Source organism: Kineococcus vitellinus, from assembly GCF_009906315.1.
Lineage (GTDB): Bacteria > Actinomycetota > Actinomycetes > Actinomycetales > Kineococcaceae > Kineococcus > Kineococcus vitellinus.
On sequence record NZ_JAAALL010000107.1, the window covers coordinates 1 to 13314 of the forward strand.

The 13314-nt window shown below is 77.8% G+C and carries 14 protein-coding genes; 8 read left to right on the top strand and 6 right to left on the bottom strand.

The window, feature by feature from the left end:
• The first annotated feature begins 76 nt into the window (after nt 1-76).
• Nucleotides 77-2194, top strand: a complete 2118-nt coding sequence (locus GTQ99_RS11190) for a DUF2201 family putative metallopeptidase (protein WP_166615812.1) — start codon at nt 77-79, stop codon at nt 2192-2194.
• A 42-nt stretch (nt 2195-2236) separates the two neighbouring features.
• Here GTQ99_RS11190 and GTQ99_RS11195 read toward each other — a convergent pair whose 3' ends face one another.
• The 3 genes from GTQ99_RS11195 to GTQ99_RS11205 all read right to left on the bottom strand — a co-directional run bounded on the left by GTQ99_RS11195 (nt 2237) and on the right by GTQ99_RS11205 (nt 3696).
• Entirely contained in the window at nt 2237-2824 is a 588-nt protein-coding gene (locus GTQ99_RS11195; RefSeq protein WP_166615813.1) for a hypothetical protein, read from the bottom strand.
• Nucleotides 2825-2932: 108 nt separating this feature from the next.
• Nucleotides 2933-3274 (bottom strand): transcriptional regulator, encoded by a 342-nt coding sequence (locus GTQ99_RS25085; RefSeq protein WP_166615814.1) that lies wholly within the window; start codon nt 3272-3274, stop codon nt 2933-2935.
• The gene (locus tag GTQ99_RS11205; protein ID WP_166615815.1) at nt 3271-3696 is read right to left on the bottom strand and encodes a hypothetical protein; all 426 of its coding nucleotides are present in this window, start codon (nt 3694-3696) and stop codon (nt 3271-3273) included. The genes GTQ99_RS25085 and GTQ99_RS11205 overlap by 4 nt, the downstream gene beginning before the upstream one ends.
• A 202-nt stretch (nt 3697-3898) precedes the next feature.
• Between GTQ99_RS11205 and GTQ99_RS11210 the strand changes: the two genes are divergently transcribed.
• A complete protein-coding gene (locus GTQ99_RS11210; protein WP_166615816.1) occupies nt 3899-4561 on the top strand; it encodes a hypothetical protein in 663 nt (220 codons plus the stop codon).
• Nucleotides 4562-4570: 9 nt separating this feature from the next.
• On the opposite strand, the gene GTQ99_RS11215 is transcribed toward GTQ99_RS11210, so the two are convergent.
• The gene (locus GTQ99_RS11215) at nt 4571-5338 is read right to left on the bottom strand and encodes a TetR/AcrR family transcriptional regulator (protein ID WP_166615817.1); all 768 of its coding nucleotides are present in this window, start codon (nt 5336-5338) and stop codon (nt 4571-4573) included.
• 81 nt (nt 5339-5419) lie between these two features.
• On the opposite strand from GTQ99_RS11215, the gene GTQ99_RS11220 reads away from it, so the two are divergent.
• From GTQ99_RS11220 to GTQ99_RS26860, 3 genes are all read left to right on the top strand, one after another.
• Nucleotides 5420-6289 (top strand): NmrA family NAD(P)-binding protein, encoded by an 870-nt coding sequence (locus tag GTQ99_RS11220; protein WP_166615818.1) that lies wholly within the window; start codon nt 5420-5422, stop codon nt 6287-6289.
• A gap of 126 nt (nt 6290-6415) precedes the next feature.
• Entirely contained in the window at nt 6416-7096 is a 681-nt protein-coding gene (locus GTQ99_RS11225; protein ID WP_166615819.1) for an NADPH-dependent F420 reductase, read from the top strand.
• A gap of 111 nt (nt 7097-7207) precedes the next feature.
• Nucleotides 7208-8797 (top strand): alpha-amylase family glycosyl hydrolase, encoded by a 1590-nt coding sequence (locus GTQ99_RS26860; RefSeq protein ID WP_420814547.1) that lies wholly within the window; start codon nt 7208-7210, stop codon nt 8795-8797.
• Here GTQ99_RS26860 and GTQ99_RS11235 read toward each other — a convergent pair.
• Nucleotides 8794-9579 carry a DeoR/GlpR family DNA-binding transcription regulator gene (locus tag GTQ99_RS11235; protein ID WP_166615821.1) on the bottom strand — a complete coding sequence of 262 codons (786 nt, stop codon included), beginning with the start codon at nt 9577-9579 and terminating at the stop codon, nt 8794-8796. The genes GTQ99_RS26860 and GTQ99_RS11235 overlap by 4 nt on opposite strands.
• 102 nt (nt 9580-9681) lie before the next feature.
• Between GTQ99_RS11235 and GTQ99_RS26865 the strand changes: the two genes are divergently transcribed.
• The 3 genes from GTQ99_RS26865 (at nt 9682) to GTQ99_RS11250 (ending at nt 12415) form a co-directional block, all read left to right on the top strand.
• Nucleotides 9682-10878, top strand: a complete 1197-nt coding sequence (locus GTQ99_RS26865; RefSeq protein ID WP_166615822.1) for an MFS transporter — start codon at nt 9682-9684, stop codon at nt 10876-10878.
• Nucleotides 10875-11342, top strand: a complete 468-nt coding sequence (locus GTQ99_RS26870) for an NUDIX domain-containing protein (protein ID WP_166615823.1) — start codon at nt 10875-10877, stop codon at nt 11340-11342. Before GTQ99_RS26865 ends, GTQ99_RS26870 begins: the two co-directional genes overlap by 4 nt.
• A gap of 68 nt (nt 11343-11410) precedes the next feature.
• On the top strand, nt 11411-12415 hold the full coding sequence (locus GTQ99_RS11250; RefSeq protein ID WP_166615824.1) for a substrate-binding domain-containing protein: 1005 nt from the start codon (nt 11411-11413) through the stop codon (nt 12413-12415).
• On the opposite strand, the gene GTQ99_RS11255 is transcribed toward GTQ99_RS11250, so the two are convergent.
• On the bottom strand, nt 12404-12970 hold the full coding sequence (locus GTQ99_RS11255; RefSeq protein ID WP_166615825.1) for a GrpB family protein: 567 nt from the start codon (nt 12968-12970) through the stop codon (nt 12404-12406). The two genes, GTQ99_RS11250 and GTQ99_RS11255, sit on opposite strands and share 12 nt — an antisense overlap.
• Nucleotides 12971-13314 lie beyond the last annotated feature (344 nt).

The following is a 13314-nucleotide window of genomic DNA, read 5'->3' on the forward strand; positions in this document are numbered from 1 at the left end:
CCTCCGCCACGTCGAGGGTGAGGATGAACTCCGGGTTGTAGTACATCCGCCAGCGGGGGGTTCCGCGGGGGGTTCCGTGCAGGAGCAGGCGGCGCTGCGCCTGGCGGCCGGCCGCGCCCGCGCCGGTGAGCTCATGCCGTACCTCACCGACGCGCTGTACGCGGTGAAGGCCGTGCCCACCACCGCGATCCCCACCGCCGGGATCGACCCGCGCTGGCGGATGTACTACAACCCGGAGTTCATCCTCACCCTCGACGTGGCGGAGGTCGTCGGCGTCTGGCTGCACGAGGTCGGGCACCCCCTGCGCGGGCACCACGAGCGCTTCGACGCCCTCGCCGAACCCTCCGAGCGCGCCGCGCTGTTCAACCAGGCCGGCGACTGCGCCATCAACGAGGACCTGCGGGCCGCCGGGGTCCGGCTGCCCGCCGTCAAGGCGTGGTTCCCCGAGCGGGTCCCCGGCGCCGACGCGGGGATGACCGCCGAGCAGATCTACCGGCTGCTGGTCGCCGGTCCCGCCGGCCGCCGCCTGGCGGCCGCCTCGCCCGGGCTGCTGCTGCTGCCGTCGACGCTGCGCTCCGACCACGGGGTGCCCGCGCGCGTGCTGGCCCGCACCCGCGACGCGTTCCTCACCGGGCCCGCCGAGGTCGTCGTGCGCGGCGCCGGGGGTGCGGCGGCCCCCACCGGACCGCCGGTGGTGCACGACGTCCGCACCGCCTCCTTCGAGGTGCTGACGCGGCTGCCAGCGGGCGAGCACACCGTCGAGGTCACCTGCGGGGGCGTCGGTGCGAGCGCCGTGCTCACGGTCAGCGCGCCGACGATCGCGCTGCGCCCGGACCACCTGCCCCGCTCGCGCGCCGGCACCGAGAAGGTCGTGGTCGTGGGCCGCGACACCCGGTTCAGCGCCGCCTCCGCCGTGGAGGTCCTCGACGCCGCCGGCACCGCGCTGGACGCGGTGGCCGACGTCACCCGCGTCGGCGACACCCTCCTGACGTTCACCCTGGGACCGGTCGCCGACGGCCCGCACGTCGTGCGGGTCCGCACGGGCGGGGAGGTCGTGCAGGCGGTGCTGCCCGTGGGCCTGCCGCACCTGGACCTCAGCCCCGACCGGCTGCCCAGCGGGCACCCGGTGCCCACCGCCCTGGCCGGTGTCGGCGACGACGTCTCCTTCGGCGCCGCCAGCACCGTCGAGGTCCTCGACGCGGCGGCCGGGCTGGTCCCGGTGAGCGGTGCGGTGGACCCGCCCACCGTGCTCGGCCCGCACGTGGTCAACCTCCGGCTGACCCGGGTGCTGGCGGACGGCTCCTACCTGATCGCGGTGAGCACCGGCGGGGAGCGGGCGGCCGCGACGCTGACCGTCGGCGGTGCGCGCCCGCCGGCGCAGGGCCCGCGCCCCGCGCCGGCCGGCCACGACGACTGCGGTTCCGGTGCCGGGGGGCCGCGCCGGGACTGGGAGGGCGACGGCAGCGGCCGCGACGCCCACGGCGAGGACGACGGCAGCGTGGACGCCGGGCGCGCCGAGCTGATCCGCCGGCAGACCGCGCGCAACGTCCTCGAGCACGTCCGCTCGCGGGGTTCGGTGCCCGCGGGGCTGCAGCGGTGGGCGGACTCCGTCCTGACCCCCGTGGTCGACTGGCGCCGGGAGCTGCTGAGCGTGACCCGCCGGGTCAGCGCGCACGTGGCCGGGATGCGCGACTACTCCTACGCGCGCCCCTCGCGGCGCAGCTCCTCCACGCCGGGCGTCGTCCTGCCCGCGATGCGCCAGCCGCGCCCGCCGCGCGCCGCGGTGGTCGTGGACACCTCGGCCTCGGTGACCGAGCGGATGCTCGGGCGCGTGCAGGCGGAGACGGAGGCGGTGCTGCGCCGCTCGCACGGCGGTGCGCTGCAGGTCATCGCCTGCGACGCCGCGGCCGGGCGGGTGCAGCGGGTGCGGCGGGTGCAGGACGTGGTGATGGTCGGCGGCGGCGGCACCGACATGCGCGTCGGCATCGCCGCGGCCGCCGCGCTGCGCCCGAAGGTCGACCTCGTCCTCGTCGCCACCGACGGCGACACCCCGTGGCCGCAGCAGCCGCCGCCGGAGAACCCCGACGCCGCCTACGTGGTGCTGCTGCTGGACGGCGAGCGCGAGGGCGTGCCCGGCTGGATGCGCACCATCGTCGTCGAGGACGGGGACGAGGACCCCGCCGGGGAGCGCTGACCCGGCGACGGGAGCCGGCGACGAGGGCCGGGGGCGGGTCGTTCAGTCGAGGACGACCTGCTCGCGGGGGTCCCAGCGCCACTCCAGGTCCCCCAGCTGCGCCCTCGCCCGGCACGGCCCCTCGTGCCCGGCGGGCAGCGTGCACTCGACCCGGAAGCCGTCGACCCCGGCCCGCACCTCGCCGTCCAGCCACGCCTGCTGCGAGCGCTCCGCGGCCGAACCGGGCACCGCGCCCTCCTGGACCCCCGGGGCCAGCGAGGCGTCCAGGGCCCGCAGCGTCCGCAGGGCCGCGACGAGCTGCGCGACCGGGCCGCCGGGGACCTCCGGGACCCAGCGGCTGGAGACGTGCCCGCCGGCCGTCGGCTCCTCCACCACCACCGGGTGCCTGTCGGGCGCCCGGTGGGTGGCCGTCACCGTCGTCCCCGCCGACCAGCCGCCGCGGGCGGAGCGCACGAGGACGTCGAAGGAGGTGTCCACGTCGACCACCCGGCCGTTGCGCCGCTTGGCGTAGAAGCGCGGGTAGTGCTCGAAGCCCGCCACGTGCGCCGTGGGGGGTTCCGGGGCGCCCGCCGCCGCGATCCGCCGCTGGTGGCGCGTCCCCTGCTCCTGGACCGGGTCCCACCTGCGCACCCGGCGAGCATGCACCCCCGGCGCCGCAGCCGCGCCGCCGGGGCGCGGCGGCCGCGCCGACGTGGGCCGGGTGCGGACCCGGTGCGGACCCGGTGCGGGCCGGTGCGGCTACCGGCCGCCGCGGGCCCGGGCGACGAGCAGCTCGAGGGTGGCCAGGTAGGCGTCGAAGGCGCGGCGCCCGGCCTCGGTCAGGCGCACGGAGGTCTGGCGGCGGACGGCGCGCTCCTTGCGGACCTCGACGTAGCCGACCTGCTCCAGGGCGGCGACCTGCTTGGAGAGGGCGGAGTCGCTGGTGCCGATGGCGTCGCGCAGGAAGGCGAAGGTGACCCAGTCCGCCGGGGCGAGCAGGGAGCAGACGTTCAGGCGGGCGGGGGTGTGCAGGAACTCGTCGATCGCGGCGCCGCCCGCACCGCCGGGCGCGGCGGGCCGGGCCTCGGGTGCGGTGCTCACGGGCGCAGGCTCGCGACCATCCGGGCCTGCACCGCGCGGGTCAGGGTGGCGATGACCAGGCAGGCGCCGAGCACGCCGACGGTGTTCGGCAGCGGCCAGTCCAGGCCGCGGGCGACGGCCTGGAAGGCGACGTCGAGGGCGAGGGCGGGCACGAGGGTGGCGACGAGGGCGGCCTGCCAGCGGCCGGAGGCGCGGGTGGGCCTCAGCTGCACCCCGCGCCGCCAGGCGACGCCGACGCCCGTGAGCATCAGGACCACCCACAACCAGATCATCCCGGCATCCACCGAGACCCCCAGGGCGAGGGCGCAGGAGCACAGGCTCCACACCTGGGCGCCGGTCCAGGGGGTCGTCCCGGCGGTGATGGTCTGCTGACGGCGCTGGGCGGCCTGGTCCAGGGCCTGCTGCGCTTCACGAGCGTCCACGGCGGGTCGTCCTCTCCGGTCGGGTGCTTGCTTGCCTGACAGGAAAGCTACCCGTGACTTGCCTGTCAGGCAACACTTGAGCGGCAGGAAAGCCGAAGCGGCCGGACCGGCGCTCCGGCCAGGCGCCCCCCGCCCCTCGACAGCGGCCCCGCGGCTCGCGCACGATCGACCGGTCCGGACACCGCCGCCCAGGAGGACAGCCGTGAGCACTCCCACCCGCGAGGTCCCCGACGTCCCCGAGGCCGTCCTGCTGCTGCTGGAGCGCGCCGTCGGCGGCGACCTGCTCGGCGGCGGCGTCGAGGCGATGGCCGCCGCCCTCGCCGCGACCGGCTGGGTGCGCGGGGTGGGCAGCGGCTCCTGGTCCTGCGCCGCGGACCCCTCTTGGAGCGTGCAGTCCGCCGGCCTCGCCCCGGGCCTGTCCGTCGTCTGCACGGGCGGTCCAGCGGACCTGCTCCACCTCACCGGCGCCCTGCGCGCCCTGCTCGACTCCGGCCGGGCGGGGGCGGTGCGGCCCGGTGAGCCGGACCCGGACTGGCGGACCTGGTCGGCCGGACGAGCCGGCGAGGAGGTGGTCCTGCTGCTGCACGTGGGGGAGGAGCACCGGGTGAACCGGCACCTGGTTCCTGCGCTGCTGGTCCTGGAGGTCGAGCGGGCCGACACCCCGCACGCGGGGCTCGCCCCGGACCCCGAGCGGGCCCGCCGGCTGGCCCGGGAGGGTTCGGCCACCACCCGCTGGTACCTGGCCGGCGAGGACCACCTGCCCGAGGACGTGGTGGCCCTGCTCGCCGCGGACGAGGACCCGGCCGTCGTGGCCGCCCTGGAGGCCGGCGCGGGCCGGCGGGACCTGGTGCGCGCCGGGTGCTGACCTCCCCGGTCAGCGCCGGAGCGCCGCCTCCGCGCGGTCCAGCCAGTCGACGAGCAGGCCCCGCTCGGCGGCGTTCAGCCCGGGCAGCTCGGGCGCCATGGCGCGGAAGGCGACGACCGTGGCGGCCCTGGCCTGCTCGGCCGCAGCGGGTGCGCCGGCCGGGGTGGCGTCCTCGACGAGCACGGCGGCCACCACCGCCTCCCACATCGAGGCGGCCAGCCGGGGGTCCCGCTCGCCGGCGGGGGTCGCCAGCAGGGTCTGGATGACGCCGGTGCCCGCGGACTGCACCAGGTCGACGCAGCGCTCCTCCGGCACGCGCAGGCGCCCGGCCAGCGCCACGCGGTGGACCCGGGCCCGCAGCACCGCCAGCCCCGCCTGCGCCGCTCCCGAGCGCAGCACCCGCGCCGGGTCGCCGAGCAGCCGGAACACCTCGGGGTTGGCCACGCCGAAGTCCACCTGCGCGAGGAAGGCCGAGCGCAGGTCCTCCAGCGGGTCCGCCCCGCGCCCCGCTTCGCTCTGCGCCGCACGGGCCTTGGTCGCCACGAACTCCTCGGCGGCCCGCTCGGCGACGGCGTCGAGCAGCCCGTCCTTGTCCCCGAAGATGCGGTAGATCGTCGGGGCCTGCACACCCGCCGCGGCGGCCACCGCCCGGGTGGTGACGGCCGCCGGCCCCTCCTGCGCCAGCAGGTGGGCCGCCACGTCGACGAGCCGGCTGCGCGTGGCGTCCCTCCCGCCGTGCGCGCCACCCGGCTTCCGCGGACCTGCCTCGACCGTCATGTTGCCAACGATAGCAAGCAGGTGGTACCACTGTGATTCCGCTGGTTCGGCGGAACTGATATCGACGTTAATGAGGCTGCGATGATCGTCGTCACCGGTGCCACGGGCGCTCTCAACGGCGCCACCACCGACCACCTGCTCACCCGCTTCCCCGCCGAGGAGCTGGTCGTCGTCGCCCGCGACCCCGCCGCGGCGGCCCGGTTCGCCGAGCGGGGCGTCGCCGTCCGCCACGGCGACTACGCCGCGCCCGACACCCTCGTGCCGGCCTTCGCCGGCGCCGACCAGCTGCTGCTGGTCTCCTCCAGCGACCCCTTCGCCGACGCCGTCGCCCTGCACACCGCCGCCGTGGACGCCGCCGTGCGGGCGGGCGTCGGGCGCGTGCTCTACACCAGCCACCAGGGGGCCTCGCCCCGCACGCCCTTCGGCCCCGGTCGCGACCACGCCGCCACCGAGGCCCTGCTGGAGCGCTCCGGCCTGCCGTGGACGTCGCTGCGCAACGGCTTCTACGCCCACAGCCTGGCCTGGCTGGCCGGCGACTGGCCCTCCACCGGAACCCTGACCGTCCCCGCGGACGGGCCGGTGTCCTGGACCGCGCGCGAGGACGCCGCCGAGGCGGCGGCGGTCGTCATCACCCGGCTCGCCGCCGGCGAGAGCGGCCTGGACGGTCCCCTGACGCTCACCGCCGACGCGGCGCCCACGTTCGCCGACGTCGCCGCCCTCCTCTCCGAGGCCACCGGGCGCCCCGTCGAGCGCGTCCTCGTCGACCCCGAGGAGTGGCTCGCCGCCCAGGTGCGCGCGGGGCGCCCCGAGGCGATGGCGCGCTTCGCCCTGGGCCTGCACCAGGCCGCCGCCGGGGGCTTCTTCGCCCAGACGTCACCGCTGCTCGCCGACCTGCTGGGGCGCCGGCCGGCCACGGCCCTGGACGCCCTGACGACGTCCCCGTCGCGCTGAGGCGTGCGGACGTGCGGGCGGAGGCAGCGGTCCGCCCGCACGGCCGTCGTCGTCGGCACCCGCTCGTGCCCGGTCGGCGCGCCGCGAGCGGGGAATGCACAGCGCCCGCGCGGTCTTGCACCGGGCATGAGCACCATCGGGATCATCGGCAGCGGCAACATCGGCAGCGTCCTCGCGCAGCTGTCGGTCGACGCGGGCCACGACGTCGTCATCGCCAACTCCCGCGGCCCGCAGTCGCTGGCCGACCTCGTCGGCCGGCTCGGGGAGCGGGCGCGCGCGGGGACCGTCGCGGAGGCCGCCGCGGCCGGCGACCTCGTCGTGGTGACGATCCCGCTGGGGCGCGTGCAGGACCTGCCGGCGGACCTGCTGGACGGCAAGGTCGTCGTCGACACCTGCAACTACTACCCCGAGCGCGACGGGGACACCGCGGTCCTCGACAGCCACGAGCTGACCACCAGCGAGCTGGTCCAGCGCCACTTCGCTGGTGCCCGCGTCGTCAAGGCCTTCAACAACATCTTCGCCCAGAACCTCGGTGAGCTGCAGCGCCCCGCGGGTGCCGCCGACCGCACGACGCTCGTGATCGCCGGCGACGACGACGCCGCCGAGCAGGCCGTCGCCGAGTTCATCGACAGCATCGGCTACGACGTCTTCGACATCGGCGGCCTCGCCGACAGCTGGCGCGTGCAGCGCGACCAGCCCGGCTACGCCCCCGCCTACACCGTCAGCGGCGACCCCGCCGAGCCGCGGCGGCTGACGCGCGAGGACCTGGAGCGCCTGCTGGAGCAGGCCGACCGCTCCGTGCGCTGAGCACCGCCGCGGGTGAGCACCCCCACCGGCCGCACCGCCGACGGGCCGCCGGCCGCTGACGGGAGCGCGGCCGCGCTCGCGTGGTGGCGCACCGCCGCCGTCTACCAGGTCGTGCCGCGCAGCTTCGCGGACGGCGACGGGGACGGCGTCGGTGACCTCGCCGGGTTGCGGGCGCGGCTGGCGCACCTCGACGAGCTCGGCGTGGACGCCGTCTGGGTCAACCCCTGGTACCCCTCGCCGGGGGTGGACAACGGCTACGACGTCACCGACTACCGCGACGTCGACCCCGCCCTCGGCTCTCTCGCGCAGGCGGAGGAGTTCCTGCGGGAGGCGCACGCGCTGGGCCTGAAGGTGCTGCTGGACATCGTGCCCAACCACACCTCGCACACCCACGCGTGGTTCCGCGCCGCGCTCGCCGGGGACGCCCGGGCCCGTGCCCGGTACCTCTTCCGGCCCGGACGCGGCGAGGGCGGCGCGCTGCCGCCCAACGACTGGGAGAGCTGCTTCGGCGGGCCGTCGTGGACGCGCACCACCGGCGCGGACGGGCGGCCGGGGGAGTGGTACCTGCACTCCTTCGCCCCCGAGCAGCCGGACCTGGACTGGCGCAACCCCGAGGTCCGCGCCGAGTTCGTCGACGTCCTGCGGTTCTGGTTCGACCGCGGTGTCGACGGGTTCCGCGTCGACGTCGCCCACGGCCTCGTGAAGCAGGACGGCCTGCCCGACGCGCTGGGCCGCGACCGGCGCACCGAGGAGCACCCGGGCTGGGACCAGGACGAGGTCCACGAGGTGTACCGGCAGTGGCGCGCGGTGGCCGACGAGTACGAGCCGCCGCGGGTGTTCGTCGCCGAGGCGTGGGTGGCGCGGCGCGAACGGCTGCCGCTGTACCTGCGCCCCGACGAGCTGCACATGGCCTTCGAGTTCGACCCGCTGCACGTGGCCTGGCGGGAGGGCCCGTGGCGGCGCGTCGTCGAGCGCGGCCTGGCCGTCGCGCAGCTCACCGGCGCGCCCAGCGCGTGGGCGCTGACCAACCACGACGTCGTGCGGCAGGTGACCCGCTACGCGCGCTCGCAACCGCCCGAGCACGGTTCCAACGTCTCCGAGCGGGCGCGCTGGGGCAGCGAGGTCCCCGACCTGGAGCTGGGCCGCACCCGCGCCCGGGCGGCCGCCCTGCTGACGACGGCGCTGCCGGGGCTGGTCTACGTCTACGCCGGCGAGGAGCTCGGGCTGGAGGAGGTCGAGGACATCCCCGACGAGCTGCGCCTGGACCCCATCCACACCCGTTCCGGCGGCCGCGACCCCGGCCGCGACGGTTCGCGGGTCCCGCTGCCGTGGTCGGGGGAGCACCCGCCGTTCGGCTTCTCCCCGCCCGGCGCACCCGCGCCGCGGCTGCCGCAGCCGCCGCGCTGGGCGGCGCTGACCGCCGCCGCGCAGGCGCGCGACGAGGGCTCCACGCTCAGCCTGTACCGGCGCGCGCTGCGGCTGCGCCGCGAGCTGCTGACCGGCCCCGAGCCGCTGCGGTGGTGCGAGGCCCCCGACGGCGTGCTCGCCTTCCGGCGCGGGCGCGTCCTCGTGCAGGTGAACTTCGGCCCGGCCGCCGTGGCGCTGCCGCCCGGTGCGCGCCTGCTCCTGCGCTCGGGCCCGGCGCCGGAGGGCGTGCTGCCGGTGGACACCGCGGCCTGGCTCGACGCGGGCGCGCCCTAGTCCCCGCCCTCCCGCCGGTCGGCGGGGTCGACCACGACGACGGCGGTGGGGTGCCCGCGCCACTGCTCGGCGACGTCGGCGACGTCGGTGACCAGGACGTCGATCGCCTCCGGTGCCAGCACCACGTGCGTGGACGTGGTGCCCAGCTTGGTGCGGTCCGCCAGCACGGCGACCCGCCGCGCGCTGCCCGCCATCGCCACCTTGACGGCGGCGTCGCGCGCGTCGACGGAGGTGGCCCCGGCCTCGGGGTCCAGCGCGCAGGCGCCCAGGAAGGCCCAGTCGGCCCGGTAGCGCGCGACCCCGGCGACGGCGGCGGGCCCGGCGAGGAAGCGCGAGTGGCGGTCCCACTCCCCGCCGCTGACGTGCACCTCGACGTCCGGGTCGGCGTCCAGGGTCGCGACCACGTCCAGCGCGTTCGTCACCACCGTCAGCGGGCGGACCTGGCGCGCGGCCAGCAGGGCGTGGGCCAGGCTCAGGACGGTGGAGCCGGCGTCGAGCGCGACCGTCTGCCCGGGGCGCACCAGCTCGGCGGCGGCCGCCCCGATCGCCTGCTTGGCCCCGGCGGCGACGTGCTCGCGCGCGCTCCAGGACATGCGGGCCGGGTCGAGGGCGACGGCTCCGCCGTGGGTCTTCTGCAGGTGCCCAGCGGCGGCCAGGGCGCGCAGGTCCCGGCGGACCGTGTCCTCGGAGACGTCCAGCTCCCGCGCCAGCGCGCCGACCTCCACGCGCCCGTCCCGGCGCAGCCGGACCAGCACCCGTTCCTGGCGCTCCTCGGTGAACATCCGCCGATCCTCGCACGTCGGCGCCGCGTTCGTGCCGACTTTGTGCCGACTTGGTGCCGACATGGCCTTGACCGTGCCGAGGTGTACCGATCTACTGGCCTCGTGCCCCACTCCCTGGTCCACGAGGACCCGCACGGCGCCGGACCCGGCGCCGCACCCCCCTCGCCCCCGCCGATCGCTCCGCTGCCCGGGCCGGCGGTGCTGGGCGTGGTCGGCTTCCTCGTGCTGGGCGCCGTCGGCAGCGCCCCGGGGCCCGCGCTGCCGACGCTGCGGGCGCGCCACGACCTGGACGCCTCCGGCGCCGCCCTGCTGCTGACGGCCTTCTCCCTCGGTGCCACCCTCGGCGTGCTGCTGGCCGGGGCGGCACGGCGCCGCGTCCCGGACCGGGCCTCGCTGGTGGCCGGTGCAGCGCTGGTGATCACCGGTTGCGCGCTGCTGCCCGAGGCGCCCGGCGCCGCCGGTGCGCTGGGGGCCCTGCTGCTGATCGGCGCCGGGTTCGGCGTCGTCGACCTGCTGCTGAACCTGGTGCTGGCCGGTGCCGGGCCCGGCGGCTCGCTGCTCATGGCCGCCAGCGCCGCCTTCGGCATCGGCGCGGTGGGCGTGCCGCTGCTCGTCGGGTGGCAGCCGCAGCGGGTGGAGCTGCCGTTCCGGGCGTGCGCGGGCGGCGCCCTGCTGCTCGCCGTCCTGGCCGCCCGGCTGCGCCTGCCCGCCGCCCGGCGCCCTCCCGCCCGCACCGCGACGCGGACGGCTCCGGCCGGCGGCCGTGCCGCGGTGGTGCTGCTGGGTGCGGTCCTGCTCGGCTACGTCACCCTCGAGGGCGGGGTGGCCGGCTGGGAGACCACCCACCTGCGCGCCACCACCGGCGCCTCCCCGGCCGGCGCGGCCGGTGCGGTGGCGCTCTTCTGGTGCGGGCTCACCCTGGGTCGCCTCCTGGCCGCGCCCCTGGTGGCCCGCCTGCACCCGCGCCGCCTGCTGCTGCTGGCCCTGGGGGCGGGCACGCTCAGCCTCCTCGCCGCGGCGGTCCCCGCTGCCGCCGTGCTCGCGTACGCGCTGGCGGGGCTGTCCATCGCGCCGGTCTTCCCCGCGGTCGTCGCCTGGCACACCGCGCGCCGCCCGGAGGGGGGCGGTGCGGTCGTGCTGTTCGCCGCCGCCCTGGCCGGGCCCGTGCTCACCGCCCCGGTGACCGGTGCCCTGGTCGACGCCCACGGCGCGCAGGCGGTCCCGTGGGTCCTGGCCGCCCTCGCGGCGGGGACCACCGCGCTCGTCGTCGCCACCCGCGCCTCGCGGGTGCTGCGGTGAGCGACCCCGGCGACGGCACCGGCGACGGCCCCGGCGACGGCACCGGCGACGGCGCCGCGGGCGTGGCTGCCGGGGTCCAGGTCATCCTCCTGGACGCCCGGGACCGGGTCCTGCTGCAGCTGCGCGACGACGACCCGGGCATCCCGTACCCGGGCACCTGGTGCCTGCCCGGCGGGCACCTGGAGGACGGCGAGGAACCCGTCGCCGCCGCGGTGCGGGAGCTGCGCGAGGAGATGTCCCTGGACCTCCCGCCCTCGGCCCTGCACCACGTGGTGTCGGCCCGGCGCGGCTACGGGCTGGAGCACACCTCCTGGGCGCGCCTGGACGTCGACGCGGCGCGGTTGCCGCTCACCGAGGGGCAGGCCGTGCGCTTCCACGCCCTCGGGCGGATCCGGCGCACGGCGCTGGGCTACGAGGACGACGCCGTCCTGGAGGAGTTCTTCGCCCGCGGGGACCGCGCGTGAGGGGCGGTGCGCGGGCACGGACCCGCCCCGCCGTCCACCCGGCCGCCCACCCGGCCACCCTCGCCGACGTGGCCGAGGCCGCCGGGGTGTCGGCGAGCACGGCGTCCAAGGTCGTGCGCGGGGTCCCCGGCGTCTCGGCGCAGCTGCGCGCCCGGGTCACCGAGGCGGTGGCGGGACTGGACTACCGCCCCCACCCGGCGGGCCGGGCGCTGAGCACCGGTGCCGCCGCCACCGGCGGACCGGTGACGCTCGCGGTCCCCACGCTCATGAGCGCCCACCACCGCCTGCTCGCGGGGCACCTGATCCGTGCCGTCGGCGCGGCGGGCCTGCGGACCGCGCTCGTCCAGACGCACGGCTCCAGCGAGGTCGAGGCCGGGCTCCTCGCCGCGAGCGCGCAGCGGGGGTCCCCGCTGCTGCTGGTCGCGCTGCACCCGCACCGGTCCGCGCCCTCCGGGAGCGGGACGCCCACCGTCCTGCTCGCCGACCTGGACGCGGCCCGCCACCTGGACCGCGTCGCGGTGGACTCCGCCGGCGCCGCCGAGGTGTGCGCCGCCCACCTGCTGCACCGGGGCAGGCGCCGGCTCGCGCTCGTCGGCGCCGGTGGCCGGGGAGCCCTCGCCGGCGCGGCCCTGCGCGAGCGGGGCTTCCTCGCGGCCACCCGCCGCCACGGGGTGGAGGTGCCCGCCGCCCGCAGGTGCCCGCTGCCCCGGTGGACGGCCCACCACGGCGCCGCGGCCACGACCGCGCTGCTGCGCGAGGACCCCGCCGTCGACGGCATCGTCGCCGCCGACGACCAGACCGCCGTCGGGGTCCTGCACGCGCTGCGCGCCCTGGGGCGCCGGGTGCCCGACGACGTCGCCGTCACCGGCGTCGACGACGACGACGCGGCCCGCCACAGCGCACCCGCCCTGACCTCCGTCGCGCTCCCCGTCCCCGCGATGGCCGACGCGGCGGTGCTGCTGCTGACCGAGAGGCTGGCGGGTTTCGACGGACCCGCCCGCGTGCAGCGGTTCGCCGGCCGCCTCGTCGTGCGGGTCAGCTCCGGCGGCGCGCGGGCCCGCTCAGCGCCCTGACCGGGCCCGCGCCCGGGCCTTGATCTCCTCGATGACGGCGGTCTTGGCGTCCGCGTAGGCGTTCATGTCGTCCCACCGCCGCGTCAGCAGCGCCCGCTTGGTGCTCTCGTAGAGGGCGCGGTCCCGCGCGTCGGAGCGCAGGTGGTCGCGCAGCAGCAGGTACTCGTCCACGGCGGGGTCGCCCCGCCCGTACACGTGCACGTGCACGTCGCGCGCCGGTGTGCGCACGAGGCGGTGCCCCGGCTCGCGCACCCGCAGCTCGTAGCCCGCGGCCAGCAGCGCGTCGAGGTAGTCCTCCTCGGCGGTGACGTCCTCCACCACGAGCACGACGTCGACGACCGGCTTGGCGGCCAGCCCGGGGACGGCGGTGGAACCGATGTGCTCGATGCGGACGTCCGCCGCCGCCAGGGCGTCCCGGATCCGCGTGCGGTGCTCCTGGTAGGCGTCCGCCCACCGCTCGTCGTGCTCGTGCAGCTCGAGGCGGAGCGCCTCGACACCGCCCACCAGTTCGACGGTGGTGACGTCCGGCCGGCGCGGCCCGCTGCTCGTGCTCACCGGGGGATCCTCCCAGAGCTGCCGCGCCGCGACGGCCTCCACGCTGAGGGTGATGCGGACCCGGGTCCCGCCGGGGAGGACGTCGACGTCCTCCCGCGGCTCGGTGAGCAGGCGCAGGCCGTGCTGCTGCGCCCGCTGCTCCAGCGCGGAGCGGGCCGCGCGCAGCACCTCCCGGCGACCGCCCCGCCACCGGGCGCGGGTGACGACGCTGGCCAGGACGAGGTGCTGGTGGGAGGTCATGGTGGGCTCTCGGGTCGGCGCGTCCGGTGATCGCCGACCGCTCGTCGCGCACGAGGGGCAGCGCCGCACCCGACGGGTCCAGGCCCGATGTGGTGCGACCATCA